We start from the raw sequence: 24,042 nt of genomic DNA, 5'->3' as shown, positions 1-24,042 counted from the left end.
ACCCCTGGCCAAGCAGTTTCGAGACAAACGTCTCACCAGACGAGACGCGAATAGATCTTGGTACGAAACGGCCCCTATGAGGGCCCTTTCGTACCAAGATCTCCACAGGTCGGTAGCGTGCCGGACGGGGGCACCCCGGCTTACATCGTCGCGTCGAGGAAGGTGGTCACCGCCCGGCGGAAGCCGTCCGGATTCTCGACCCACGGCAGATGACCGGATCCGGGGAGACTGACCCGCTCGCAGTTCGGCAGCGCCTTCTCCAGCGAGTCGACGCCCCAGCGGGGACGGATGTCCTCGGGTCCGTCGATGATCAGCACGGGCAGGTCGAGCGTCCGGCACCGCGCCGCGAGGTCGCGGATGCGGAGTTCCTGCTTGGCCTCGGCGTTGATCGCCCGGTTGCAGTCGCTGTTGACACCGAGCCACGGCGTGGCCATCTCCTCGGCGTGCCGCACGGCGTCGTCGGGGTCGGCGAAGTCGGCCGACCACTGCAGGACCGCCCGCTCCCGATCCTCGGCCGGGGTGCGGTCCCGTACGCCAAGCGCCTCCCACCGATCCAGGTGCGGCCCGAGCCGCCGCCGGAGATTCCGTTCGTAGTGCGGGTGCCAGCCGCGATCGGGGTCGATGCCGGTGCCGGACACGTAGATCAGGTGACTGACCCGTTCCGGGTGGTCGATCGCGTACCGCAGCGCCAGGTGCGCGCCCCACGAGTGGCCCAGCACCGCCGTTCGCGGCCCGGCCAGGCGTTCGCGTACCGCGTCGAGGTCCGCGACGAAGCGGCCGATCGAGTACGGACCGCGCCGCTCGGAGCGCCCGCAACCACGCTGGTCCCACCGGATGACGCGGGCGTGCCGGTCGAGCAGCCGGGCGACCGGGCCGAGGTAGTCCCACATGCCGGGGCCGCCGTGACAGAGCACCAGCGGCGCTCCGGCGCCGCCCTGGTCGGCCCACAGGCGACAACCGTCTTCGGTACGCACGTCCACAGTCATCGCCGACAGTATGGCGAGTCGCGCGCCGGCCGATGAGGGCTTGCTGGGCTGACGCCGGTTACGGCTCTCGCATCCAGGTCTTCGGATCGGTCACGAAGACGCCCTTGCCCTGCTGTCGTCGGATCACCCGCAACGCTTCCAGCCGCGCATACGCCATCTGCACGGTCCCATGACTGACGTCGTAGCGATCGCGCAGCTCAGCGATTGAGGGCAGCTTGTCCCCCGGCTTCAGCTTCTTTCCTCTGACGTCGGCGATCACATCATCGGCGATGCGCCAGTAATCCGGCACTTCTCGCATGGCACTCCTCGCGTGGCGATCCGATTCGATCACACCGCGACTCGCCTAACAAGCAGCGTTGACTCATCTAACATGTCTAGATATGTTGATTCCGGGCCGCTCCTCGCGTGGCAACGAGTTCGGCTCATTCCCCGGTCGGGGCGGGTGCGCGTACCCGTCCCGACCCTCCGGACTGCTCCGCCTCCGTACCGCCGATCCGGGCTGCGGCGGCGGAGCGGGCGGGCCGCCCGCGGCCGGCGTGCGGACGGCCCGCCCCTCCAGACCCACCGCACCTGTCCCCCGCTCCTGGAAGGACCGATATGACGCCGCATCGATCCGGTCGGCTCTACCTGACCGCCCCACCGGCCCGGCTGACCCCGCACGAGGTGCGCACCCGCGCCTTCGACGCCCGCAGGCGCGGCGTCGACCCCGATCAGGTACGCGAGTTCCAGGCCCGTGTCGCCGACGAGCTGACCGAGCTGCACCGACAGGTACGCCTGCTCGCGCAGGAGAACGACAGGCTGAAGCGCGCCCTGCGGGACTGGCAGACCATGCACGCCCGCGAGTGCCGCCCGCCGAACGACGGCCACTGGTAGCGGTGCGCCCGCAACCCGGTGACCTGCTGCGCGTCGACGGCCGAGCGTCCGTGCAGTTCGGCGGCGACCGGGCGCTCACGTTCCGGGTCGCGTCGGTCGGCGCCGAGGTGCCGCACACCGGCTGGATCTGGCTGACCGGCTACGTGCTCAACCGTCGAGGCACCGCGACCGCGAAGCGGGAGATCTTCGTGCAGCTCGCCGGGCTGCGCCGGGCCGGCGAACCGTTGCCGCGCGATCAGTCCTGGGTGCCGGCGAACAGGGTCCAGGCGTCGATCTCGGTCGGCGCGAGGGGCCGCGCCGGCAGGTAGGACGCCAGATCGCGGAAGTCCGCCACGGCGTTGTGCACGCACACCGCGAGCGAGAAGTGCAGCAGTTCGCGCAGTGCCTGCGCGTCGGGCGCGGTGGCGTCGTCGAGCAGCGGGCTGCGGACGTCCAGCGCGAACACCACGTGGCAGGCGCTCTGGTCGGCCTTGACGACGCAGTAGTAGCGCCCCTCCTCGGCGAGCCGGTTGCGGATGTTCGCCCAGGCCATGGCCCCGGAGATGTCCGGCACGTCGGCGCCGGCCGCGCAGGCCATCCGGAAGACCCAGCGGGCCGGGTCCTCCGGCGACACCGCGCCGTAGACCAGCACCAGGCCACCGCGGTGGAAGACGGCGAAGCCCTGTACGTCGGGGGTGAGGTGCAGGAAGTCCGGAGTCCAGACCCGGTCGTACTGCCGCTCCGCCAGGGACCGCACGTACGTCACGGTCTGGCCGGCGGCGTGGCGAGCGTCTACGCCCATGCGTTCTGGTCCTCCCCCGAAGCATCGCGGAGCCTCACGCTACGAAGCGCTTCGATAACAGATCAAGGCATGCCGATCGAGTTTGGATGGTCGGTCTCGTGAACGGGACCGAACCCGCCCCGAGTCCCACGGATAGGACTACGGGACGGCTCGTCCGATCGGTCAACCGGCGGGGCGGAGCCGTCCGCGCGGCTGCGCGCGTACACCGGTCGCTGTTGTTAGCGTGGATCGCGGACCGCCACGGCGGTCCGGCCACCCCTCACCCGACGGCCCGCGCGTCCCGGCGACGCCGCGGGGCGCGGTGCCGCGATCCGGCAGGGAGGGGGTGCGATGACCGCGGTGCCGGAGGATCCGGGGCCGGCCGACCAGCGGCCCGCGCCGCGCAACGGCTGGCGGGTACGGGCGCGGGCGCTCGGCGACGCGGCGCGCCTGCGGGCCCGGCGTTTCTGGGACGGCGCGCAGCCCACGCTGCGGCGGCTCTGGTGGACCGAGGAGCCGGAGACGCCGGTGACCACAGTCGACCGGCGCGCCCCGGAGCCGCTCGTGGTGCCGGCGCAGGGCCAGGTGTACGTGTTCCTGGTGCGGGCCACCTACACCTGGTCGTCGGAGACCGCGCGGCCGGAGCTGTTCGGCTGGTACGTCGACTACTTCCAGGCGCAGGCCACGCAGCGGCTGCACCGGCTGGCCGTCCGCTACGCGGTGGAGGTGCCGCCGCACCGGCCGCGTGACCTGCACGCCGCGCTGACGGCGGCGCTGGCCGAGGACGATCCACCGCCCTGGACGTACGCGCGCGGGGAGGTGACGTTCGCCTGCGAGCCGGACGTCACGGTGCATCTGGACGAGCGGGTGCGCCGGCTCCTCCAGCCGTACTGGGAGCAGCGCATCGCGCTGGAGTGCGAGCGCGACCTGGCCCGCCGCCGCGCCGAGTACGCCGACGAGCGGGACCGGCGCGACCGGCAGCCGGAGGCGGCGGGAGCGAGGCCCGCGCCGCGAGCGCCGGACGCCGACGGGCCGGCGGACCTGTTCCCGTTGGAGCCGCTGCTCCCCCCGCCCGCGCCGCGCCCGGCTCCGGGGCAGCGACCGCGCCCCGGCGAGCCGCAGCCACCGGCAGTCTGACGCGCCGCACGGGCGGACGGCGGTGGTCAGCCCGCTACGGCCGCCTCGTCCGGCCGGGTCCGGTGGGCGGTCAGGTACGCGGCGAGGCCGATCAGCAGCCGTTGGTGCTCTTCTGGTTGCGCTTCAGCCCGTCCGACCAGGTCACGCCCTGCACGACGGCCACGACGACGCTGCCGTTGTGGATCTGCTCGTAGTGCAGGTGCGGGCTGAGGTCGTACTTCGCCGAGGTCGCGCCGACCCGGCCGATGACGTCGCCGCGCTTCACGGTGTCGCCAGTGGCCACGGCGCGCGAGTTGAGGTGGGCGTACCGGGTGCGCCAGCCGTCGCCGTGCCCGATGACGATGGTGTTCCCGTAGCCGGAGGTGGTGGAGTAGTACGACTCCAGCACGGTGCCGGCGGCGCTGGCGACCGTCCGGCGGTTGAGGTCGTCCGGGCTGCCGTTGGCGTCGTAGTGGTTCCAGTCGATGGCGTGAGCCGGGCTGTGCCCGTTCCAGTTGTTGCCCTGCCAGGTCTGGCCGCACAGGAATGGCATCCGGAAGCCCGGCCGGGCGGCCTGCGCGGGCTGCACGCCGAGCATCGCGCCCGCGACGACGGCGGTCGTGAGCAGCGCCGGCACGCGCCACCGGGCGGCGGTGGTCGTCAGCGACATCGTTCCCCTCCTCGCATCGAGTGATCCAGGTCGATGCTATGGGCCGCGCGGAGGTCGGGTAAATAGCTACACGGATGAATGCTCGATCAAAACTTTCCTACGGTCAGCCGACAAGGGCGGCGTAGCGGCCGCGCCGGTCCAGCAGCGCGTCGTGGGTGCCTGATTCGACGATCCGGCCGTGGTCGAGCACCGCGATCCGGTCGGCGTCGCGCACGGTGGAGAGCCGGTGCGCGATGGTCACCACGGTGCGGCCCCGGGCCAGCTCGTCCAGCGCCCGCTGGACCGCGCGTTCGGTCTCGGTGTCCAGCGCGCTGGTCGCCTCGTCCAGCACCAGGATCCGCGGGTCGCGCAGCAGGGTCCGGGCGATCGCCAGGCGCTGCTGCTCGCCGCCGGAGAACCGGTGGCCGCGTGAGCCGACCATGGTGTCGTACCCGGCGGGCAGCGCGGCGATGAGGTCGTGGATGCGGGCGGCGCGGGCGGCGGCCTCGATGTCGGCGTCGGTGGCGTCCGGACGCGCGTACCGGAGGTTGTCCCGCACGGTGCCGTGCAGCAGGTACGTCTCCTGGCTGACCACGCCCACGACGGCGGCCAGATCGGCCGGGCGCAGGTCGCGCAGGTCGATCCCGTCGATGGTGATGCGGCCGGCGTCCGGGTCGTGCAGCCGGCTGATCAGCGCGGCGAGCGTGCTCTTGCCGGAGCCGGTCTCCCCCACCAGGGCGAGGCTGGTGCCGGCCGGGACGTCCAGGCTGACGCCGGCGAGGGCGGCGGTGTCGCTGCCCGGGTAGCTGAAGGTGACGTCCTCGATCCGGAGGTGGCCGCGGGCGGTGGCCGGGTCGAGCGGGACCGGGCGGGCCGGCTCGGCGACCTCGACGGGCAGGTCGAGGTATTCGAAGATGCGGGCGAACAGCGCGAGCGACGCGGTGAGCGTGACGCCCACGTTGAGCAGGCCCATCAGCGGCCGGAACAGGTTGCCCTGCAGGGCGGTGAACGCGACGAGCGTGCCGATGGTGAGCGTGCCGGCGGTGCCGGGCAACCCGGCGCCGAGGTAGATCACCGCGGGGATGGCAGCGAAGACGATGCTCATGGCGGCCATCCGCCAGCGTCCGGCCAGCTCGGAGCGCAGTTCCAGGTCGACCAGGCGGGCCGAGGACGCGGTGAACCGGTCGACCAGGGCCGGGCCGGTGCCGAGCGTCTTGGCCAGCCGGACGCCACTGACCGACAGCCCCTCCTCGATGGTCACGGTGAGGTCGGCCAGCTCGCGCTGGCGCTGGGCGGTGATCTCCCGGCGCAGCCGGGCGACGCGGCGGGTGAGCCACAGCGCGGGCGGCAGCACGACCGCCGAGACGAGCGTGAGGCGCCAGCTCAGCGCCAGCATGGCGATGGTGGTGGCGACCACTGTGGTGAGGTTGGCGGCGATCGAGGTGGCGGTGGAGGTGACCACCGCCTGCATGCCGCCGATGTCGTTGGTGATGCGCGACTGGACCTCGCCGGTGCGGGTGCGCACGAAGAAGCCGATCGACTGCCGCTGGAGGTGGGCGAAGACGTCGGCGCGCAGCCGGTGCATGACCTGCTGGCCGACGCGGGTGGAGATCCAGGTCTGGGCGACGCCGAGCACGGCGGTGACGGCGGCGACCGCGACCATGCCCGCGACCAGCCAGGCCAGCAGGGTCAGGTCACGCTCGGGCAGGGCCCTGTCGATCACGGTACGCAGCAGGAACGGCGTGGCCATCGCGATGATCGAGGACGCCACGATGATCGCCACCACGGTGGCGAGCGGGCCGCGGTGGGCGGTGAACAGGCCGCCGATCCGGCGCAGGGACACGTCGCGGGCCTGGGCCTTCTCGGCCGGGGAGACGGTTCGGCCGTCGCGACGGCCTTCGGGGATGCGATCCAAGGGTGCTCCTCATGTGGGGGGAGATGCTGAGGTTACCTCAACATGAGGGAACAACACGAAAGCCTGTTACCGTATTCCCCGTGGACGGCAGCGACGAGAGCCTGGCCGAGACGTTCTGGGCGGTGACCCGCCGGCTGCGGCACCAGACCAAGCGCGCGCTTGCGCCGTGGGAGATCAGCCCCGGGCAGGCGCGGGCGCTGGGCGTGCTGATGCGTCACGGCGCGCTGCGTCCCGGCGCGCTCGCCGAGCACCTGCGCATCGCGCCGCGATCGGCCACCGAGGTGATCGACGGGTTGCAGGAGCGCGGGCTGGTCGAACGCCGGCCCGACCCGGCCGACCGGCGGGCCACGCTGGTCGCGCCCACCGCCGAGGGCGAGCGGGTGGGCGCCGCGATCCGGCAGGCGCGGGCCACCGAGGCGGAACGGTTCTTCGGCGCGCTCTCGCCGGACGACCGGGACGAGCTGACCCGCATCCTGCGCCGCCTGCGCGAGGACTAGATCAGCGGTTTCACCCGATCCGGGTGAGGCGACAGGCCCCGTGGCGGGGAATAGCGCCATCGGGAGGAGGGCCGATGGTCGACGCCACCGAAGAGTTCTTCCGGAGCCTGGGGCAGCGCCGGCAGCGCGGGCTGACCGCGCTCCACGAGGGCAGCGTCCGGTTCGACATCGCCGGTGACGGGTCGGTCGACCACTGGCTGGTCTCCATCGCCCGGGGCGAGGTCACCGCGGCACGGCAGGCCACCGGCGGGGACGCGGTCGTCCGGGCGGACCGGGCCGTCTTCGACCGGATCGCCCGGGGCGAGGCGTACTTCCTGACCACCGTCCTGCGCGGCGAGGCCGAGGTGGAGGGCAGCCCCCGGCTGTTCGCGACCGTACGCCGGCTGTTCCCCTCCCCGCCCGGCTCGCGCCCGGAAGGACACCGGGGAGACGATCATGGGTGACGACCACGTCGGCATCTTCGACGGGACGATCTTCCTGGTCTGCGACCGGGCCGGCGACATCGTCCCGGCGGCCGACGGCACCCACGGCCTGTTCGCCCACGACACCCGCCTGCTGTCCCGGTGGCAGCTCACCATTGACGGCGAGCGGCTCAGCACGCTGTCCATCGACGACATCCAGTACTTCGAGAACCGGTTCTACCTGGTCCCGGGCGCGCAGGACGTCTACGTCAACAGCACGCTCGAGGTGCGCCGCACCCACAGGCTGAACAGCGGACTCCACGAGGAACTGGTCCTGGTCAACAACGACCGGCGAGCCGTCGACCTGACCGTACGGATCGAGGTGGACGCGGACTTCGCGGACCTCTTCGCGGTCAAGGAGGGCACGACGAACCGGGAGGGGCGGCACTACCGGCGGGTCGACGGCCCGCGACTCGTCCTGGGTTACCAGCGCGAACGCTACCGCCGCGAGACGATCGTGTCGGCGACGGCTCCGGCGGAGGTGGACGAGAACGGCCTGACGCTGCGCGTGCACATCGAACCGCACGGCCGGTGGCAGACCCGGCTGACCGCCGAGCCGGACCTCCCCCTGCCCCGCGGGCTGGAACGGCTCAGCCTGCCCGGACGGGTCGAGGGCAACGCCCGGGACAAGCCCGCCGAGCTACGGGAGTGGCTGGACCGGGCGCCGCGACTGGAGACCAGCTGGGGGCCGTTGCAGAACACCTACCGGCAGAGCCTCATCGACCTGGCCGCGCTGCGGTTCAGCCCGTTCCTCGCCGGGACCGGGTGCGTGCTGGCCGCCGGGCTGCCCTGGTTCATGAGCCTGTTCGGCCGCGACAGCATCCTCACCAGCCTCCAGGCGCTGCCGTTCGCACCGGAGCTCGCCGCCACCACGCTCACCGTGCTCGCGTTCCGCCAGGGCAGCCGGATCGACGACTTCCGGGAGGAGGAGCCGGGCCGGATCCTGCACGAGATGCGCTACGGCGAGCTGACCGTCTTCGACGAGACGCCGCACAGCCCCTACTTCGGCAGCGCGGACGCCACTCCCCTGTTCCTCGTGCTGCTCGACGAGTACGAGCGGTGGACCGGCGACGCCGCCCTCGTGCGCGCGGTGGAGCAGGAGGCGCGGGCGGCCGTCGACTGGATCGACCACTACGCCGACCGGGCCGGCAACGGCTACGTCTCCTACGAGCGGCGCAACCCGGTGAACGGCCTGGAGAACCAGTGCTGGAAGGACTCCTGGGACAGCATCTCCTACCGCGACGGCCGGCTGCCGGGCTTCCCGCGCGCCACCTGCGAACTCCAGGGGTACGCGTACGACGCGAAGGTGCGCACCGCCCGGCTGGCCCGCGAGATCTGGCACGACGCGGCGTACGCGGACCGGCTGGAGCGGGACGCCGCCGACCTCAAGCGCCGCTTCAACCACGACTTCTGGATCGACGACGGCGAGTACATGGCGCTGGCGCTGGACGGCGACGGCAGCAAGGTGGACGCCCTGTCGTCGAACATCGGCCACCTGCTGTGGAGCGGCATCGTCGAGGAGCCGAAGGCCGAGGCCCTGGTGCGGCACCTGATGTCACCGGCGATGTTCAGCGGCTGGGGTGTCCGCACGCTGGCCGAGGGCGAGGCCCGCTACAACCCGGTGGGCTACCACGTCGGGACCATCTGGCCGTTCGACAACTCGTTCATCGCCTGGGGACTGCGGCGCTACGGGTACGCCGAGGAGGCGGCCCGCGTCGCGGCCGGCATCCTGGACGCGGCGGCCTTCTACGACGGCCGGCTGCCGGAGGCGTTCGCCGGGCACGACCGGTCCGAGACCCGCTACCCGATCCGGTATCCGACCGCGTGCAGCCCGCAGGCGTGGTCGGCCGGAGCGCCGCTGCTGCTCCTGCGGACGATGCTCGGCCTGCGGCCGGTCGGCGACGATCTCGTGGCCCGGCCGGCTCTGCCTGCTAGCCTCGACTACGTGGCGTTGCTCGACATCCCCGGTCGTTGGGGGCGGCTGGACGCCTTCGGCAGGAGCACCGCCGCCGGCGGCCTGAGCCGTTACGAGCTGGCGCCACAGCAGCTCTCCGCACCGTGACGGGATCGACATGCAGCGCATCGACTGGGAGCACACCGCGGTCGTGGGCGTCCACTGGCAACCCGAGGTGGTCAGCCCCGACGGCGTCTTCGGCCCGTTCTTCGCCGACCAGGTGGCCCGGCACGGCGTGGCGGCGAACGCGGCACGGGTCGCCGCCGCCGCGCGGGCAGCGGGCGGCCTCGTGGTCTTCACCCGGGTCGCCTACCGGCCCGGCTACCCGGACCTGATCACCAACACCCCGAGCTTCGCGATGATCGCCGAACGCGGGGCGTTCCTGGAGGGCGACCCGAAGACCCGCATCGTCGACGAGGTCGGGCGACAGCCCGGCGACGTCGTGGTCACCGGCACCCGGCTCGGCGGATTCTCCGGCACCGAACTGGACCTGATCCTGCGCGGCCGGGGCGTGCGGACCGTGGTGTTCACCGGCGTCGCGACGAACCTGGCCGTCGCCGCCACCGCCTACCAGGCGGTCGACAACGGGTACCGCATCGTCACCGTCTCCGACGCGTGCACGGCGGCCACCGACGAGCTGCACGAGGCGTACCTGAGCACGCTGGGCCAGCTCGGCGAGATCGCCACCACCGGCGAGATCGCCTGACCGGCCGCCGGGGCGCTCAGCGCAGGCCGGCGGCGATCGCGTCGACCAGCAGCGCGCCGAGCATCCGGGCCATCACCGCGCGGGCGGCGTCCACGTCGAGACCCATCGAGTCGCGCATCATCGACCAGGACGACCAGGTGCCGGCCACCGTCAGCGCGTCCAGCAACTGCGCGCGGCCCGGACCGGCGTGCGCCAGCTCCGGGGCGAACACCGCCTCGATCTCGTGCCGGACCCGGGCGACCGCCGCCTCCCGGTTGCGGCGCAACTGCGGGGAGAACGGCTCCCGCAGCGCCGACGCGCGGGCCGAGGGCGCCAGCACCTCCAGCAGCCGGGCGCGCTGGTCGCAGAACGCGGCGATCCGGGCGGTCAGCGGCAGTTCCGGCGACACCGGCCGCCAGAGCGCGGCCTGCCGCTCGCCGACCCGCCGCCCGGTCGCGGCGAACAGCGTCTCCATGTCCTTGAAGTTGGTCCAGAGCGTGCGCAGCGACACCCCGGCCCGCTCGGCGATCCGTTCCCCGGTGGGGCGCAGGTCACCGGAGTCGATCAGGGCCAGGTGCGCCTCCACGATCGCGGCCCGGGTCCGCTCGGCTCGCGCCGCCCGGCCGTCCACCCGCTCCGGCGGGTCGGCCTCCACCTCGATCATGGGTACGGATCTCCTGTTGCTCGGGTACCGGCGGCAACTCTACGTGCGTGCCGCCGGGCGACCGGCACCCGGCCGCCCGGCGGGACGCCTCAGGCGGTCGGCACCGCGTCGGCGGGCGGGTTCGTCGGCGGCTCGGTGAACTCGGTGACCGCGCCGTCGCCGTCGTCCGTGGTGTACGCGGGACCGAAGTACTCCTGCACGCCGTTGCTCACCTTGGTGAGCCGGACGCCGCCGTAGCCGGCGTGCACGCCGTCGGCGTACCGGAAGGGGACCAGGCCGGGCCCGCGGAAGCCGCCCTTGCGCACGGCCTCGACCAGCTTCTCCCGGGTGGGGTCGGGCCCGGCGGCGAGCATCGCCTGGACGAACGTGTACGCCATCGAGTAGCCGTAGATGGCGTTGCCGTCGACCGGGTTGCCCGCGTTGTACTTCTGGTGGATCTTGGTGAACTCCTGGATCCACGGGTTCGCGGTGTCTGCCACGTTCGGCAGGTAGTTGTCGGCCACCATGCCCTCGAGGATCACCTTCTTGTCGCCGAGCTGGGCGGCCAGCGTGGTGTAGTCGGCGCCCACGTTGGACACCACCCACTGCGCCTTGAATCCCTGCCCGGCGGCCTGGCCCATGGCCAGCGCGGTGAAGCCCGGGATGGTCGCCGAGATGACCACCTGGCAGCCGGCCGCGCGCAGCGCCCCGATCGCCGGGCCGACCTGCTGGTTGGTGGTGGTGTACGTCTGCTTCGCCGCGACCGGGCCGAGGACCTGCTCGACGCCGACCAGCGAGTCCCGCCCGAAGTCGTCGTTCTGCCCGAAGTGGCAGACCTTCGCGCCGGGGAACTCCCGCTTGACGTAGCTGGCCAGGATCTTGCCCTCGACCGTGTAGTCGGGCTGCCAGCCGAACGTCGTCGGGTACTTGTCCGGCTCGTTCCAGTTGCGGCTGCCGGAGGCGACGAACAGGTCCGGCACCTTCTGCGTCTTGACGAACTCCAGCACGTTCGTGTGCGTGGGCGTGCCGAGGCCGCCGAGCAGCGCGAAGACCTTGTCGTCGAGCACCAGCTTGCGGACCACGTTCTCGGTGTTGGCGGGGTTGTAGCCGTCGTCCATGACCTTGTAGACGATCTTCCGGCCGTGCACGCCGCCCTTGGCGTTGACGTGCTCGAAGTACGCCTTGGTGGCGGCGGAGATCTTCGAGTAGCCGGGCGCGGCCGGTCCGGTGAGCGGTTGGTGGGTGCCGATGACGACCTCGGAGTCGCTGACGCCGGGAACATTCTCGGCGGCCTGCTTCTCGTCGTCGGCGCAGGCCGGCAGCGCGGCCAGCAGGGCCAGGCCGGCGGCGGCCGCGAGAACGCGGCGGGTGGTGGTGCGCATGGTTCTCCATTCCGGTGCGACGGTGCGAACGGTGTGGGTGGAACCGGTGAGGTCAGCGGTCCGGCGGCCGGGGGGTGGCGGGACGGCGGCGGACGGCCCCGCGTAGGCGGGCGGTGAGGGCACGCACGCCGCCCTGCAGGCCGCCCGCGGCGGCGAGCATGACGACGATGAGGACCAGGCCGAACACGGCCAGCGCGAGGTTGCCCTCCAGCCGCTGGGCCAGCCCGGCGGAGAGGCTGAGGTGTTCGGTGAGCAGGCCGGGCAGGTCCTGGAGCGCGACCAGCAGCACCGCGCCCCAGACCGCGCCGGCCAGGCTGCCCAGCCCGCCGATGACGATCGCCATGAGCAGGAACAGCGACAGGTCCAGCGGGAACTTGCCGGGCGCGACGGTGGCGGTGAGCATGGCGTACACGCCGCCGCCCAGCCCGGCGCAGGCGGCGCTGACCACGAACGCGAGCACCTGCGTGCGGGCCACCGGGATGCCGGCGAGCCGGGCCGCGACCTCGTCGTCGCGTACCGCCCGCAGCGACCGGCCGAAGCGGCTGCGCACCAGGTTGGCCAGCAGCAGCATGGTGAGCAGCGCGGCGGCCAGCGCGATCCAGGCCAGCCAGCGCTCGGGCTGGAAGTAGGCGCCGAGCGCGGCCGGTGGCGTCTGCGCCGGGAACGACAGCCCCTGCTCGCCGTTGAACACGCCGGTGAAGATCGTGGTGACCGCCGGGACGAGCGTCGCCACGGCGAGCGTCACACCGGCCAGGTAGGGGCCGCGCAGCCGGGCCGCGGCCAGCCCGACGACGAGTCCGCCGAGCGCGGTCACCGCGACCCCCGCGAGCAGCGACGCCGGCAGCGTCCACCACCCGCGTACGGCCCGCTCGTCGAGGGCCTGCTGGGTCAGCGCCACGGTGTACGCGCCGGTGGCCATCAGCGCGCCGTGCCCGAGCGAGAGCTGGCCGTTGAGCCCGACCAGCACGGTGTGCCCGGCGGTGACGCAGAGGAACGCGCAGACGCGCGCCACCTGGAGGTTCTGGTACGGCGCGAGCTGGTTGGTGACCAGCACGACGAGCGTGCCGGCGAACACGGCCACGGCCAGGTGGCGCAGCAGCGTGGAGCCGCGCGGATCGCGTCCGGCCGGCGCGCCGGGCAGCAGCCTGCGCAGCGGGGACGCCGTGGCGGGCGCGGTCTCGGTCGGGGTGGTCGTCACACGTGCCTCGCTCTCGCCGCGGAGAAGAGCCCGCCGGGGCGGACCAGCAGGACGGCCAGCAGCAGCACCAGGACGGCCAGCGGGGTGGTGTCCGGTCCGAGGTAGCCAGTGACGTAGGACAGGATCAGCCCGACCAGCAGGCCGCCGACGACAGCGCCGACCGGGCTGTCCAGGCCGCCGACCACGGCGGCGGTGAACGCGATCACGAAGACCAGGTCCATGGCGTGCGAGTGCAGGCCGAGTCCGGTGGGGACGACGAGCATCCCGGCCAGCGCGCCGACGGCGGCGGCGAGCGCCCAGCCGAGCGTGAGCATCCGGCCGACGCTGACGCCGAGCAGCCGGGACACCTCGGGCGCGAACGCGGCAGCCCGCATCCGCAACCCGATCGGGGTGCGGGTGAACAGCACCGCGAGCAGCGCCACCACCGTGAGCGCCGCGCCGAGCACCCAGAGGTCGTACGGGGACAGCGCGGCCACCCCGGCGATGGTGAGCGCGTCGGTGTCGAACGGCGCCGGGGCGGGCCGGTACTCGTTGCCGAAGATCATGCCGAGCACCGCCTGGATGACGAGCACCAGGCCGAGCGCGACGATCACCTGGTTGAGCGGCCCGCCGGGCCCGGCGAACCGCATCAGCACCCGCTCCACCAGCGCGCCCAGGGCCAGTCCGGACAGGATCGCGGCGGCCAGGCCGAGCCAGTACGAGCCGGTGGCGGAGACGACCGCGTAGCCGACGTAGGCGGTGGCCACGGCCATCGCGCCCTGGGCGAAGTTGACCACCCGGGCGGCCCGCCAGATGAGCACCAGCGCGAGCGCGAACGCCGCGTAGACCGCCCCGGCGGCGAGCCCGTCGAAGGTGAGGAACCAGAACCGCTCCATCCGCGACCCCTTCCTAGAATCCGAGGTACGCGTGCCGGAGCTGGTCGTCGTCGCGCAGCCGGGCGGCCGGCGCGGCGGTCACCACCCGCCCGAGCGACATGACGATGCCCTGGTCGGCGACGGAGAGCGCGGAGCGCACGTTCTGCTCGACCAGCAGCACGGTGAGCCCCCGTTCGTCGCGCAGCCGCCGCAGCAGCGCCATGATCTGCGCGGTGACCTTGGGCGCCAGCCCGAGCGACGGCTCGTCGAGCAGCAGCAGCCGGGGCCGGGCGATCAGCGCGCGGCCGATCGCGAGCATCTGCCGTTCGCCGCCGGAGAGCTGGTGTCCGGCGTGGTCGCGGCGGCGGGCCAGCGCCGGGAACAGCTCGTACACCTCGTCCTGCGCGCGCCGGGCGTCGGCCCGGTCACGCCGCCACAGCCCGCCCAGGCGCAGGTTCTCGGCCACGGTCAGCTCGGTCACCACGCCGCGCCCCTCCGGCACGTGCGCCAGCCCGCGCCGGACCAGGTGTTCCACCCGGACGCCGCGCAGGTCCTCGCCCGCGTACCGGATCCGGCCGCCGGTGGGCCGCAGCAGGCCCGAGAGGGTACGCAGCAGCGTGGTCTTGCCCGCGCCGTTGGCGCCGAGCACGGCGGTGACGGTGCCGGCCGGGACGGTGAACGCGACGTCGCGCAGCACCGGCACCGGGCCGTAGCCGCTGCTGAGCGCCTCCACCTCCAGCACGGCGGTCACGGCGTGCTCCCCTCGACCGGCACGTCGGCGCCCAGGTACGCCTCGGTGACCCTCGGGTCGTCGCGGATGCTCTCCGGCGCCCCGGCGGCGATCACCTTGCCGAAGTCGAGCACCACGAGGTCGTGGCAGACGGACATGACCAGGTCCATGTGGTGCTCGACGAGCAGCACGGCGCAGCCGTCGGCCCGGTCGGGCAACGCGCGGACCAGGTCGGCCAGCTCGGCCACGTCGTCGGCGCCGAGACCGCCGGCCGGCTCGTCGAGCAGCAGCAGCCGGGGGCGGGCGATCAGCGCGCGGGCCAGCGCGACCCGCTTGCGTACCGCATAGGGCAGGGTGCCGGGTGCGGCGTCGGCGTGCTTGTCGATGCCCAGCTCGGCGAGCAGGTTCAGGGCCCGGGCGCGCAGCCGGCTCTCGTCGCTGTCGCTGCGCGGCAGGCCGAACAGCGCGGCGGCGAACCCGGCCCGTGCGGTGTGGCTCGCGCCGGCCACCACGTTCTCCAGCACGGTCAGCCCGGCGAACAGGCCGACGCCCTGGAGCGTACGGGCGATGCCGAGCCGGGTGAGGTCGTGCGGGCGGGGCCGGAACGGCCGGCCGTCGAGCGTGAGCGAGCCCTCGGTCGGCCGGACGAAGCCGCAGACCACGTTGAACAGCGTGGTCTTGCCGGCGCCGTTGGGCCCGATCACGCCGACGACCCGGCCGGGCGGTACGCGCAGCGAGACGTCGTCGAGGGCGACCAGGCCGCCGAAGCGTACGCCGACGTGGTGCAGCGCCAGACCCTGATCGTCGGCGGGGGTGGCCGGTGGGCTCATCGTCACCTCGTGCCGGTCGACGGAGCGCGGAAAAACTAATTACACCGGGAGTGTACTTTTCTCTGCCGCCGCGTCAATGCCCAGACGATCACGGTTCATTTCCCGGGGTTATCGGCCTCCAACATGCACTGTCGGTGTGATCCTCCCGCCATCCGGTCGCGGGCGCGGCGCAGGAACGTCTGCTCCGCCGCGTTGCCGGTGCCGGCGATCGCCGCGTCGTACGCGATCCGGGCCTGCGCCGGACGGTCGAGGCGGCGCAACAGGTCGGCCCGGATCGCGTGCCACACGTGGTATCCGGTCAGGTCCAGCCGGTCCACTTCGGCCAGAGCGGCCGCCGGTCCGCGTACCTCGGCCAGCGCGACCGCCCGGTTCAGCGCCACCACCGGTCCCGGCGCGACGGCCGCCAACTGGTCGTAGAGCGCGAGGATCTGTCCCCAGTCGGTCGCGGCGGCGGTCGGCGCGTCCGCGTGCACCGCGCCGATCGCGGCCTGGAGCTGGTACGGGCCGGGCCGGCCCCGCCGCAGGCACCGGCGGACCAGATCCTGGCCCTCGGCGATCAGCTCCCGGTCCCACCGGCCACGGTCCTGCTCGGACAGCGACACCGGCGCCCCGTCCGGCCCGGTCCGGGCGTCCCGGCGCGCCTCGGTGAGCAGCATCAGCGCGAGCAGGCCGAGCGCCTCCGGCTCGTCCGGCATCAACGTCACCAGCAGCCGGCCCAGCCGGATCGCCTCGGCGCCCAGCTCGGCACGGCCCAGCCGCTCCCCCGCGCTGGCCGTGTGCCCCTCGTTGAAGATCAGGTAGACCACCGCGAGGACCCCGCGCAGCCGGTCCGGCAGGTCCGCGTCGCGCGGCACCCGGTACGGGATACCGGCGTCGCGGATCTTCGCCTTGGCCCGGACCAGGCGCTGGGCCATCGTCCGCTCCGGCACCAGGAAGGCGCGCGCGATCTCGGCGGTGCTCAGGCCGCCGAGCAGGCGCAGCGTCAACGCCACCCGGGCGGGCGCGGCGAGCGCCGGGTGGCAGCAGGTGAAGATCAGGCGCAGGCGGTCGTCGGGCACGGGCCCCTCCTCGGCGGGCGGGTCGGCGGCGTGCAGCAGGGCGGCCTCGGCGTGCCGGGCAGTCCGGGTGGCCTCGCGGCGCAACCTGTCGATCGCCCGGTTCCGGGCGGTGGTGATGATCCAGCCGGCCGGGCTGGGCGGCGGCCCGTCGGCGGCCCAGCGCGTCACCGCGATCGCGAACGCCTCCTGGACCGCCTCCTCGGCGAGGTCGATGTCGCCGAGGAGACGGACCAGGACGGCTACCGCGCGGCCGTACTCGGCCCGGAAGACCCGTTCGACGTCGGTCATCCCTCGCCCTGGAACGGGCGGACCTCGATCGGCAGCGTGGTCGCCAGCGCGTACCGGCGGCCCCAGTCCAGCGCGGCGTCCAGGTCGGGCGCCCGGATGATGGTGACGCCGCCCAGGTACTCCTTGCCCTCGGCGAACGGCCCGTCGGTGACCAGCACCTCGTCACCGGCCGGGCGCAGCACGGTGGCGGTCTGCGGGTCGTGCAGGCCGTTGCCGAACACCCAGCACCCCGCCTCCCGCAGGTCCCGGCCGATGGCCTCGACCTCGCGCATCACCCCGGCCAGGAACTCCGGGTCCGGGCGTCCCTGGCCGGCCGGCTGGTACATGCTGATCAGGTACTGCTTCATCGGCTTCTCCTCGTCACCGGACGGCCCCGCGCCGCCCCTTCACCCTCCACACGAACGGCTGACGCCGGTTTCGACACGCCGGGCCGGGTGAATCCGGCCGGGAGCCGGGTACGCCGCCGCGTGCGCCGCCACCGGGTCGTCGTCGTGGGCGCCGGGTTCTCCGGTCTGGCCTGCGCGCTCGCGCTGGACGCGGCGGGCGCGCAGGTGCGGGTGCTGGAGGCCCGGGACCGGGTGGGCGGCCGGACGCTCAGCCGACCGCTACCAGGCGGCGGCTGGCTCGATCTCGGCGCGCAGTGGATCGGCCCGACCCAGGACCGGATGTACGCGCTCGCCGCCGCGTACGGCCTGGCCACGTTCCCCTCCCCCGCGCGCGGCGCGGCGACGCTGCTGCTCGGCGCACGCCCGGCCACCGGGGAACCGCCGGGGCTGTCCGCGCTGCTGGGCACGCTCGACGAGATGGCGGCCGGGCTCGACCCGGCCGCGCCGTGGCGGGCGGACGGGGCGGCACTGTGGGACCGGGTCACGTTCGGCGGCTGGCTCGACGCGAGCGGGGCCGACCCGGTCACCGCCGGGTACGCCGGCCGGATGCTCGCCGGTGGCCTGCTGGCCGCCTCGCCGGACGAGGTCTCGCTGCTGCACATGCTGTTCTACCTGCGCAGCGGCGGCGGCACCCGGTCGCTGCTGCGCATGGCGGGTGGCGCCCAGCAGGACCGGATCGCCGGCGGCCCGGCCGCGCTGGCCGAGCGGATGGCCGCCGCGCTGCCTCCGGGGAGCCTGCGCCTGCGCGCGCCGGTGGACGGCGTCGCGCAGGACCGCGACGGGGTGCGGGTGCGCTGCGGCGGCGAGACGTACCGCGGCGACGCGGTGGTGGTCGCGCTGGCGCCGACGCTGGCCGGGCGCATCCGGTACGACCCGCCGCTGCCGCCGCTGCGCGACGGGCTGACCCAGCGGATGCCGATGGGCGCGGCGCTCAAGGTCCACGCGCTCTATCCGGAGCCGTTCTGGCGGGCCGACGGCCGCTCCGGCGTGTCCAGCACCGACACCGGGCCGCTCACCGAGACGGTGGACAACTCGCTGCCGGACGTACCCGGTGGGATCCTCACCGCGTTCAGCTACGGCGCGCAGGCCCGGGCGCTGCGCCGGCTGCCGGAGGGCGCGCGCCGGGACGCGCTGTGCGAGGCGCTCGCCGCGATCTTCGGCCCGGCCGCCGCGCGCCCCGACGACCTCGTCGAGTACGACTGGTCTGCCGACGAGTGGACGCGCGGCTGCTTCTGCGGCGTCCTGCCGACCGGCGCGTGGTGCGCGTACGGCCCGGAACTGCGCACGCCGATGGGCCGGGTGCACTGGGCCGGCACGGAGACCGCGACCCGGTGGAGCGGCTACCTGGAGGGCGCGGTGACCGCCGGCGAGCGCGCCGCCGCCGAGGCGCTCGCCCAGCTCGGCTGAGCACCCAATTCAGTGAGATTCTTCGATGCGCTCTATTGAAAAGTTTCTCCGCCCTGTGCACTAATGACGACAGTTCCTTTCGTCATACTCCCGCCGCCGGAGCGCGGCAACCCCCAGGGAGGACAGATGCACAGATCGATCCGATCGGCGCTGCGCGCGGCCGGAGCCGCGCTGCTCGCCACCGTCACCGTCGCCGCCGCGGCCCTGTCCGCAGCGGCACCCGCCTCCGCCGCCCCGGCCGGACTACCCGGCATGGACGTGTCCAGCTACCAGGGCAACGTGAACTGGTCCGGGGCGTGGGCCAACGGCGCCCGGTTCGCCTACGTCAAGGCGACCGAGGGCACGTACTACACCAACCCGTACTTCGCCCAGCAGTACAACGGCTCCTACAACGTCGGGATGATCCGCGGCTCGTACCACTTCGCCCGCCCCGACACCACCAGCGGCGCCGTCCAGGCCAACTACTTCGTCGACCACGGCGGCGGCTGGTCGAAGGACGGGCGGACGCTGCCCGGCGCGCTGGACATCGAGTACAACCCGTACGGCGCGACCTGCTACGGCCTGAGCCAGGCGTCGATGCGCAGCTGGATCGCCTCGTTCGTCAACCAGTACTACGCCCGCACCGGACGGTGGGCCACCATCTACACCACCACCGACTGGTGGAGCACCTGCACCGGCAACACCTCGCAGTTCGCGGCCAACAACCCACTGTGGATCGCCCGCTACGCAAGCAGCGTCGGCACGCTGCCGGCCGGCTGGGGCACGTACTCGTTCTGGCAGTGGTCCTCCTCCGGGGTCTTCCCCGGTGACCAGAACGTGTGGAACGGCTCGCTGGACCGGCTGCGCGTGCTGGCCTGCAACGGACCCTGCTGACCCCAGCCCGGGCGTGGCGGGCGGTGCCGGTCCCGCCACGCCCGGCCGTACCTCACCCCACGAGGAGGCTGCGATGTCTGTTCCCGTCCACCGGCGGACCGTGCTGCGCGGCGCGGTCCTGCTCGGCGCCGCCGCCGGCGTCGGCGCGCTGACCCAGATCGGCTCCGGCCCCGACGCGCGGGCCGCTGCCACCCGGGTCGACCAGCCGACCATCGCCAACTGCGCGACCTGGGGCGCCCGCCCGCCCTCGTCGCCGGTGAGCGTGGTGTCCAGCCGGCCCAACAAGATCATCGTGCACCACACCGCGTTCCCGAACACCACCGACTACAGCCTCGCCCAGGCGTACCGGAACTCCCGCGACATCCAGGACCTGCACATGGACAGCAACGGCTGGCTCGACTCCGGGCAGCACTTCACCAACAGCCGGGGCGGCTACCTGACCGAGGGCCGCCACGGCAGCCTCTACGCGCTGCTGCACGGCCAGACCATGGTGCAGGGCGCGCACTGCGTCGGGCAGAACAGCCAGGCCATCGGCATCGAGAACGACGGCATCTACCTGGACGTGCAGCCGCCCCAGGCGCTCTGGAACAGCCTGGTGACGTTCTGCGCGTTCACCTGCCAGCAGTACGGCATCGCGCCCACCGAGATCTACGGACACAAGGACTTCAACGACACGCAGTGCCCGGGCCTGCTGCACGACCGCCTGCCGGAGCTGCGCCGTACCGTCGCCGCCCGTCTCGGCGGCTGACCACGGGGGTACGCGGGACGCCCGAGTGCGACGGGCGTCCCGCAGCGCGTCAGTGCTCGCTTATATAAGCCGCGTCTGATACAAAGGTGTCGTGCACGCCTTCGACGTTCTCGGCGACCCGGTCCGCCGCCGGATCCTGGAACTGCTCGCCGACGGTGAGCAGCCCGCCGGGGCGCTCGGCGAGACCGTGCGGCGCGAGTTCGGCATCAGCCAGCCCGCCGTCTCGCAGCACCTCAAGGTGCTGCGCGAACACGGCTTCACCACGGTGCGCGCCGACGGCACCCGCCGGCTCTACGCCGTGGACCCCGGCCCGCTGCGCGAGATCGACGCGTGGCTGGACGGGTTCCGCCGCTTCTGGACGCCGCCACTGGCCGCGCTCGCCACCGAGCTGGCCCGGGGCCGCCGCGAACGACGGCTGCGCGCAGACGACACCGACGACGAGAGGACCGAACCATGATCGACGTGACCGGACAGATCAGCGCCGTCGAGCGCCGCATCGGCGACCGCACGCTCCCCGCCGGGCAGGCGCGGGTACTCACCATCGCCCAGACGTACGACGCGCCGGTGGACGACGTCTTCGACGCCTGCACCAACCCGGAACGGATACCGCGCTGGTTCCTGCCGGTCTCCGGCGACCTGAGCCTCGGCGGCCGCTACCAGCTGGAGGGCAACGCCGGTGGCACCGTCGAACGCTGCGACCCGCCGCACGGCTTCGCCGCCACCTGGGAGTTCGGCGACGAGGTGAGCTGGATCGAGGTGCGGCTGCGCGAGGCCGGCCCCGGGCGTACCCGCTTCGAGCTGGAACACGTCGCGCACGTCGACGACCAGCGGTGGGCCGAGTACGGCCCGGGCGCGGTCGGCATCGGCTGGGACCTGGCGCTGGTCGGGCTGGCCTCCCACTTCGCGGCCGACGGCACGGGCGTCGACCCGGCCGCCGCAGCCGAGTGGATGGCCTCACCCGAGGGCCTCCGTTTCGTCACCGAGTCCAGCAGGAGCTGGACGGAGGCAAGCATCGAGGCCGGCACCCCGGCCGAGGAGGCACAAGCCGCGGGCGAGCGCGTCACCGCGTTCTACACAGGCGCCCCCACGCCCTGACCCTCCTCTCCCTCCCTCTCCCCGCCCTCTCCCCTCCCGCTCTCTCCTCGTCGATCTTGCGGTTTGGGCCCTCAGAATGTCCGTTTGACGGAGTTTGCGGGGCACCAAATCGCAAGATCGACGGGCTCGGTCGAGCTCTTCGAGATCTTGGAAGGAAAGGGTCGCCATAGGAGCCTTTTCCTTTCAAGATCTCTTCGCATCTCGTGATGTGGAGCAGGCCTCTCCAAGCTGGACATCCGTCGTTGTCCCGGCGGAGATGCGGGTGATCGTTGCAGGGGCGAAAAGCGGCGGTGGGATGTCGGTGGGGTGGGGCAGACTGCGGGGCATGCCGATCCGTTCCGTCGCCGACCTGACCGCCGCGCTCGACACCGGCGCGACGTTCAAGTATCTGCGCTTCTGGGGGCACCGGCCGCAGCGCGACGGCGGTGTCGGCGCCGGTTGCCTGAGCCAGTGGTGGCCGGCGGCGTTCACAGTGGACGGCCGGGAGTTCGCCACCGCCGAGCACTGGATGATGTGGCACAAGGCCACCCTCTTCGGTGACCACGCGGTCGCCGAGCGGGTGCTGGCCGCCGGGCACCCGCACCGGGCCAAGGCGCTCGGCCGGCAGGTGCGCGACTTCGACGAGGCGACCTGGGCGGCCCGCCGCTACGAGATCGTGGTGGCCGGCAGCGTGGCCAAGTTCGCCCAGCACGAGCCGTTGCGGCGGTTCCTGCTCGGCACCGGCGACCGGGTGCTCGTCGAGGCCAGCCCGACGGACCGGGTCTGGGGCATCGGCCTGACCGCCGACGACCCGCGCGCCGCCGACCCGGCGACCTGGCGGGGCGACAACCTGCTCGGCTTCGCCCTGATGGAGGCGCGCGCCCAGCTCGCCGGCCAGAGGGGGTGACGTCTGACCTCGGGCGGCAGGTGCGGGTAACGTGCTGCGGCGTGACCCCGTACTCGCACTGCTCCTTCTGCGGCGCGGCCTACCCGGCGGGCGCCGGGTGGCCGCGGGTCTGTTCCTCGTGCGGCGAGACGGTGTGGCGCAACCCGCTGCCGGTCGCGGTGGCGGTGCTGCCGGTCCGCACGCCGCAGGGGCTCGGCGTGGTCGTGGTGCGCCGCGACATCGAACCGGCCCGGGGGCTGCTGGCGCTCCCGGGTGGCTTCGTCGAGTACGGCGAGGAGTGGTCCGAGGCGCTCGTGCGGGAGCTGCGCGAGGAGACCGGGCTGCTGGCCGAGGCCGGCGAGGCGCGGCTGTTCGCGGTGCACGGCGCTCCGGCTGGCGGCACCATGATGGTCTTCGGGGTGCTGCCCGAGCGGGCTATCGGTGACCTGCCGCCGTCGGCGCCGACCGAGGAGGCCACCGAGTGGCTGGTGCTCACCGATCCGGTCGAGCTGGCCTTCTCCACGCACACCCGGGTGCTCGCCGATTTCCTCGCCGGGCAACGCCCGCTCTGACCGGACCGACCCCGGCACCGTGCGGCGCGGTCAGCCGCGGGCCGGAACCGGCTGGGGTGAGAACGGCACGGCGGCCGGCGCCTCGATCTCCGGCTCGCCGGCCGGGTGCCGCCACAGCCCGCGCCGCCGCAGGATCGGCAGCACGCCCTCGCCGAACCAGTACGCCTCCTCCAGGTGCGGGTGGCCGGAGAGGATGAACTCGTCCAGGCCGAGCGCGTGGTACTCGGCGATCCGGTCGGCGACCTCGGTGTGGCTGCCGACGAGTGCGGTGCCCGCGCCGCCGCGTACCAGCCCGAATCCGGCCCACAGGTTCGGCGAGACCTCCAGCCCGTCGCGGGAGCCGCCGTGCAGGTCGAGCATCCGCCGCTGCCCCTCGGACTCGCTGCGTCGCAGCCCTTCCTGCACGGCGCGCACGTCGGCCCCGGGGATGCCGTCGAGCAGCTTGCGGGCCTGGGCCCACGCCTCCTCGGCGGTGTCCCGGCTGATCACGTGCAGCCGGATGCCGTACCGCAGCTCGCGACCGGCCCCGGCGGCGAGCCCGCGGATCCAGTCCAGCTTGCCGGCCACCTGCGCGGGCGGTTCGCCCCAGGTCAGGTACACGTCGCTGTGGCGGACGGCCACCGGCCCGGCCGCGCCGGACGACCCGCCGAAGTAGACCGGCGGCACCGGGTCGGGCAGCCGGCCGAGCCGGGCGCCCTCGACCCGCACGTGGGCGCCGTCGTGGTCGACCGTCTCGCCGCGCCACAGCGCCCGCACCACGTGCAGGAACTCGTCGGTACGCGCGTAGCGGGCGTCCTTGTCCAGGAAGTCGCCGTACGCGCGCTGCTCGGCCGACTCGCCGCCGGTGACCACGTTCAGTAGCAGCCGCCCGCCGGACAGGCGCTGGAACGTGGACGCCATCTGCGCGGCGAGGGTGGGTGAGAGCAGGCCGGGCCGGAACGCGACGAGGAACTTCAGCCGCTCGGTGACCTCGGTGAGCATGGCGGTGGTCAGCCAGGCGTCCTCGCACCAGGCGCCGGTGGGGGTGAGCGCGCCGGCGAAGCCGAGCTGTTCGGCGGTGCGGGCGATCTGCCCCAGGTACGCCACGCTCGCGGGTCGCGCGCCACCGGCCGTGCCGACCGGTACGCCGTGTCCGCCGCCCACGATGTCCCGGCTGTCGCCGTAGGTCGGCAGGAACCAGTGGAAGGTGAGCGACATGGGGGCCTCCGGTGCGCGTC

General features: G+C 73.3%; 28 protein-coding genes. 14 read left to right on the top strand and 14 right to left on the bottom strand.

Annotation, left to right across the window (positions count from 1 at the left end):
• Window positions 1–140: 140 nt before the first annotated feature.
• On the bottom strand, window positions 141–986 hold the full coding sequence (locus A4R25_RS04620; protein WP_064445719.1) for an alpha/beta fold hydrolase: 846 nt from the start codon (window positions 984–986) through the stop codon (window positions 141–143).
• Between the two features lie 58 nt (window positions 987–1,044).
• Window positions 1,045–1,284, bottom strand: a complete 240-nt coding sequence (locus A4R25_RS04615) for a winged helix-turn-helix domain-containing protein (RefSeq protein ID WP_064445718.1) — start codon at window positions 1,282–1,284, stop codon at window positions 1,045–1,047.
• A 299-nt stretch (window positions 1,285–1,583) separates the two neighbouring features.
• Here A4R25_RS04615 and A4R25_RS04610 point away from each other — a divergent pair, with 299 nt between their 5' ends.
• Complete coding sequence (locus A4R25_RS04610; protein ID WP_064445717.1) at window positions 1,584–1,859, top strand: DivIVA domain-containing protein; 276 nt, start codon at window positions 1,584–1,586, stop codon at window positions 1,857–1,859.
• Between the two features lie 2 nt (window positions 1,860–1,861).
• Window positions 1,862–2,167 carry a hypothetical protein gene (locus A4R25_RS04605; RefSeq protein WP_064445716.1) on the top strand — a complete coding sequence of 102 codons (306 nt, stop codon included), beginning with the start codon at window positions 1,862–1,864 and terminating at the stop codon, window positions 2,165–2,167.
• On the opposite strand, the gene A4R25_RS04600 is transcribed toward A4R25_RS04605, so the two are convergent.
• On the bottom strand, window positions 2,095–2,640 hold the full coding sequence (locus tag A4R25_RS04600) for a hypothetical protein (protein WP_043323518.1): 546 nt from the start codon (window positions 2,638–2,640) through the stop codon (window positions 2,095–2,097). The genes A4R25_RS04605 and A4R25_RS04600 overlap by 73 nt on opposite strands.
• A 330-nt stretch (window positions 2,641–2,970) precedes the next feature.
• Here A4R25_RS04600 and A4R25_RS31015 point away from each other — a divergent pair, with 330 nt between their 5' ends.
• Window positions 2,971–3,756 (top strand): hypothetical protein, encoded by a 786-nt coding sequence (locus A4R25_RS31015; RefSeq protein ID WP_064445715.1) that lies wholly within the window; start codon window positions 2,971–2,973, stop codon window positions 3,754–3,756.
• Window positions 3,757–3,847: 91 nt separating this feature from the next.
• On the opposite strand, the gene A4R25_RS04590 is transcribed toward A4R25_RS31015, so the two are convergent.
• On the bottom strand, window positions 3,848–4,405 hold the full coding sequence (locus A4R25_RS04590) for a M23 family metallopeptidase (protein WP_082930909.1): 558 nt from the start codon (window positions 4,403–4,405) through the stop codon (window positions 3,848–3,850).
• Between the two features lie 103 nt (window positions 4,406–4,508).
• On the bottom strand, window positions 4,509–6,290 hold the full coding sequence (locus A4R25_RS04585; protein ID WP_373888000.1) for an ABC transporter ATP-binding protein: 1,782 nt from the start codon (window positions 6,288–6,290) through the stop codon (window positions 4,509–4,511).
• An 89-nt stretch (window positions 6,291–6,379) separates the two neighbouring features.
• On the opposite strand from A4R25_RS04585, the gene A4R25_RS04580 reads away from it, so the two are divergent.
• From A4R25_RS04580 to A4R25_RS04565, 4 genes are all read left to right on the top strand, one after another.
• The gene (locus A4R25_RS04580) at window positions 6,380–6,796 is read left to right on the top strand and encodes a MarR family winged helix-turn-helix transcriptional regulator (protein ID WP_064445713.1); all 417 of its coding nucleotides are present in this window, start codon (window positions 6,380–6,382) and stop codon (window positions 6,794–6,796) included.
• A gap of 74 nt (window positions 6,797–6,870) precedes the next feature.
• Entirely contained in the window at window positions 6,871–7,239 is a 369-nt protein-coding gene (locus A4R25_RS04575) for an SCP2 sterol-binding domain-containing protein (protein ID WP_064445712.1), read from the top strand.
• Window positions 7,232–9,319 (top strand): glycogen debranching N-terminal domain-containing protein, encoded by a 2,088-nt coding sequence (locus A4R25_RS04570; RefSeq protein ID WP_043323511.1) that lies wholly within the window; start codon window positions 7,232–7,234, stop codon window positions 9,317–9,319. Before A4R25_RS04575 ends, A4R25_RS04570 begins: the two co-directional genes overlap by 8 nt.
• 10 nt (window positions 9,320–9,329) lie before the next feature.
• On the top strand, window positions 9,330–9,917 hold the full coding sequence (locus A4R25_RS04565; protein ID WP_043323509.1) for a cysteine hydrolase family protein: 588 nt from the start codon (window positions 9,330–9,332) through the stop codon (window positions 9,915–9,917).
• A gap of 16 nt (window positions 9,918–9,933) precedes the next feature.
• Here the strand turns inward: A4R25_RS04565 and A4R25_RS04560 are convergent, their stop codons facing one another.
• The 8 genes from A4R25_RS04560 to A4R25_RS04525 all read right to left on the bottom strand — a co-directional run bounded on the left by A4R25_RS04560 (window position 9,934) and on the right by A4R25_RS04525 (window position 17,226).
• Window positions 9,934–10,560: a TetR/AcrR family transcriptional regulator gene (locus A4R25_RS04560; protein ID WP_064445710.1), complete on the bottom strand. Its 627-nt coding sequence runs from the start codon at window positions 10,558–10,560 to the stop codon at window positions 9,934–9,936.
• 89 nt (window positions 10,561–10,649) lie between these two features.
• On the bottom strand, window positions 10,650–11,921 hold the full coding sequence (locus tag A4R25_RS04555) for an ABC transporter substrate-binding protein (RefSeq protein ID WP_064445709.1): 1,272 nt from the start codon (window positions 11,919–11,921) through the stop codon (window positions 10,650–10,652).
• Between the two features lie 52 nt (window positions 11,922–11,973).
• Entirely contained in the window at window positions 11,974–13,119 is a 1,146-nt protein-coding gene (locus A4R25_RS04550) for a branched-chain amino acid ABC transporter permease (RefSeq protein ID WP_064445708.1), read from the bottom strand.
• A complete protein-coding gene (locus A4R25_RS04545; RefSeq protein WP_043323502.1) occupies window positions 13,116–13,994 on the bottom strand; it encodes a branched-chain amino acid ABC transporter permease in 879 nt (292 codons plus the stop codon). The genes A4R25_RS04550 and A4R25_RS04545 overlap by 4 nt, the downstream gene beginning before the upstream one ends.
• Before the next feature lie 13 nt (window positions 13,995–14,007).
• Complete coding sequence (locus A4R25_RS04540) at window positions 14,008–14,724, bottom strand: ABC transporter ATP-binding protein (protein WP_043323500.1); 717 nt, start codon at window positions 14,722–14,724, stop codon at window positions 14,008–14,010.
• The gene (locus A4R25_RS04535; RefSeq protein ID WP_064446471.1) at window positions 14,721–15,533 is read right to left on the bottom strand and encodes an ABC transporter ATP-binding protein; all 813 of its coding nucleotides are present in this window, start codon (window positions 15,531–15,533) and stop codon (window positions 14,721–14,723) included. The genes A4R25_RS04540 and A4R25_RS04535 overlap by 4 nt, the downstream gene beginning before the upstream one ends.
• Window positions 15,534–15,628: 95 nt before the next feature.
• Entirely contained in the window at window positions 15,629–16,879 is a 1,251-nt protein-coding gene (locus tag A4R25_RS04530; protein WP_064445707.1) for an RNA polymerase sigma factor, read from the bottom strand.
• Window positions 16,876–17,226: a YciI family protein gene (locus tag A4R25_RS04525; protein WP_064445706.1), complete on the bottom strand. Its 351-nt coding sequence runs from the start codon at window positions 17,224–17,226 to the stop codon at window positions 16,876–16,878. The genes A4R25_RS04530 and A4R25_RS04525 overlap by 4 nt, the downstream gene beginning before the upstream one ends.
• Between A4R25_RS04525 and A4R25_RS04520 the strand changes: the two genes are divergently transcribed.
• The 7 genes from A4R25_RS04520 (at window position 17,185) to A4R25_RS04490 (ending at window position 22,825) form a co-directional block, all read left to right on the top strand.
• Window positions 17,185–18,672, top strand: a complete 1,488-nt coding sequence (locus A4R25_RS04520) for an NAD(P)/FAD-dependent oxidoreductase (RefSeq protein ID WP_231915484.1) — start codon at window positions 17,185–17,187, stop codon at window positions 18,670–18,672. The genes A4R25_RS04525 and A4R25_RS04520 overlap by 42 nt on opposite strands.
• A 126-nt stretch (window positions 18,673–18,798) precedes the next feature.
• Window positions 18,799–19,545 (top strand): lysozyme, encoded by a 747-nt coding sequence (locus A4R25_RS04515; protein WP_064445705.1) that lies wholly within the window; start codon window positions 18,799–18,801, stop codon window positions 19,543–19,545.
• A gap of 73 nt (window positions 19,546–19,618) precedes the next feature.
• Window positions 19,619–20,293, top strand: a complete 675-nt coding sequence (locus tag A4R25_RS04510) for a peptidoglycan recognition family protein (protein ID WP_064445704.1) — start codon at window positions 19,619–19,621, stop codon at window positions 20,291–20,293.
• Between the two features lie 91 nt (window positions 20,294–20,384).
• Window positions 20,385–20,750: a helix-turn-helix transcriptional regulator gene (locus A4R25_RS04505; protein ID WP_064445703.1), complete on the top strand. Its 366-nt coding sequence runs from the start codon at window positions 20,385–20,387 to the stop codon at window positions 20,748–20,750.
• On the top strand, window positions 20,747–21,388 hold the full coding sequence (locus tag A4R25_RS04500) for an SRPBCC family protein (protein WP_064445702.1): 642 nt from the start codon (window positions 20,747–20,749) through the stop codon (window positions 21,386–21,388). Before A4R25_RS04505 ends, A4R25_RS04500 begins: the two co-directional genes overlap by 4 nt.
• Window positions 21,389–21,683: 295 nt before the next feature.
• Window positions 21,684–22,274 (top strand): NADAR family protein, encoded by a 591-nt coding sequence (locus tag A4R25_RS04495; RefSeq protein ID WP_043323490.1) that lies wholly within the window; start codon window positions 21,684–21,686, stop codon window positions 22,272–22,274.
• A gap of 41 nt (window positions 22,275–22,315) precedes the next feature.
• Window positions 22,316–22,825 carry an NUDIX domain-containing protein gene (locus A4R25_RS04490; protein WP_064445701.1) on the top strand — a complete coding sequence of 170 codons (510 nt, stop codon included), beginning with the start codon at window positions 22,316–22,318 and terminating at the stop codon, window positions 22,823–22,825.
• Between the two features lie 30 nt (window positions 22,826–22,855).
• Here A4R25_RS04490 and A4R25_RS04485 read toward each other — a convergent pair whose 3' ends face one another.
• The gene (locus tag A4R25_RS04485; RefSeq protein WP_064445700.1) at window positions 22,856–24,022 is read right to left on the bottom strand and encodes an LLM class flavin-dependent oxidoreductase; all 1,167 of its coding nucleotides are present in this window, start codon (window positions 24,020–24,022) and stop codon (window positions 22,856–22,858) included.
• Window positions 24,023–24,042: the final 20 nt, after the last annotated feature.

It is taken from the genome of Micromonospora sp. NBRC 110037 (assembly GCF_001652995.1).
GTDB lineage: Bacteria > Actinomycetota > Actinomycetes > Mycobacteriales > Micromonosporaceae > Micromonospora > Micromonospora chalcea.
The sequence above is the reverse complement of the archived record's forward strand: the minus strand, read 5'-3'. Positions and strand labels throughout refer to the sequence as shown.

Coding starts and splice junctions, on each gene's coding strand:
- A4R25_RS04620 (WP_064445719.1), bottom strand. CDS start 986: ATGACTGTGGACGTGCGTACCGAAGACGGTTGTCGCCTGTGGGCCGAC.
- A4R25_RS04615 (WP_064445718.1), bottom strand. CDS start 1,284: ATGCGAGAAGTGCCGGATTACTGGCGCATCGCCGATGATGTGATCGCC.
- A4R25_RS04610 (WP_064445717.1), top strand. CDS start 1,584: ATGACGCCGCATCGATCCGGTCGGCTCTACCTGACCGCCCCACCGGCC.
- A4R25_RS04600 (WP_043323518.1), bottom strand. CDS start 2,640: ATGGGCGTAGACGCTCGCCACGCCGCCGGCCAGACCGTGACGTACGTG.
- A4R25_RS31015 (WP_064445715.1), top strand. CDS start 2,971: ATGACCGCGGTGCCGGAGGATCCGGGGCCGGCCGACCAGCGGCCCGCG.
- A4R25_RS04590 (WP_082930909.1), bottom strand. CDS start 4,405: ATGTCGCTGACGACCACCGCCGCCCGGTGGCGCGTGCCGGCGCTGCTC.
- A4R25_RS04575 (WP_064445712.1), top strand. CDS start 6,871: ATGGTCGACGCCACCGAAGAGTTCTTCCGGAGCCTGGGGCAGCGCCGG.
- A4R25_RS04570 (WP_043323511.1), top strand. CDS start 7,232: ATGGGTGACGACCACGTCGGCATCTTCGACGGGACGATCTTCCTGGTC.
- A4R25_RS04565 (WP_043323509.1), top strand. CDS start 9,330: ATGCAGCGCATCGACTGGGAGCACACCGCGGTCGTGGGCGTCCACTGG.
- A4R25_RS04560 (WP_064445710.1), bottom strand. CDS start 10,560: ATGATCGAGGTGGAGGCCGACCCGCCGGAGCGGGTGGACGGCCGGGCG.
- A4R25_RS04555 (WP_064445709.1), bottom strand. CDS start 11,921: ATGCGCACCACCACCCGCCGCGTTCTCGCGGCCGCCGCCGGCCTGGCC.
- A4R25_RS04545 (WP_043323502.1), bottom strand. CDS start 13,994: ATGGAGCGGTTCTGGTTCCTCACCTTCGACGGGCTCGCCGCCGGGGCG.
- A4R25_RS04535 (WP_064446471.1), bottom strand. CDS start 15,533: ATGAGCCCACCGGCCACCCCCGCCGACGATCAGGGTCTGGCGCTGCAC.
- A4R25_RS04530 (WP_064445707.1), bottom strand. CDS start 16,879: ATGACCGACGTCGAACGGGTCTTCCGGGCCGAGTACGGCCGCGCGGTA.
- A4R25_RS04525 (WP_064445706.1), bottom strand. CDS start 17,226: ATGAAGCAGTACCTGATCAGCATGTACCAGCCGGCCGGCCAGGGACGC.
- A4R25_RS04515 (WP_064445705.1), top strand. CDS start 18,799: ATGCACAGATCGATCCGATCGGCGCTGCGCGCGGCCGGAGCCGCGCTG.
- A4R25_RS04510 (WP_064445704.1), top strand. CDS start 19,619: ATGTCTGTTCCCGTCCACCGGCGGACCGTGCTGCGCGGCGCGGTCCTG.
- A4R25_RS04500 (WP_064445702.1), top strand. CDS start 20,747: ATGATCGACGTGACCGGACAGATCAGCGCCGTCGAGCGCCGCATCGGC.
- A4R25_RS04495 (WP_043323490.1), top strand. CDS start 21,684: ATGTCGGTGGGGTGGGGCAGACTGCGGGGCATGCCGATCCGTTCCGTC.
- A4R25_RS04485 (WP_064445700.1), bottom strand. CDS start 24,022: ATGTCGCTCACCTTCCACTGGTTCCTGCCGACCTACGGCGACAGCCGG.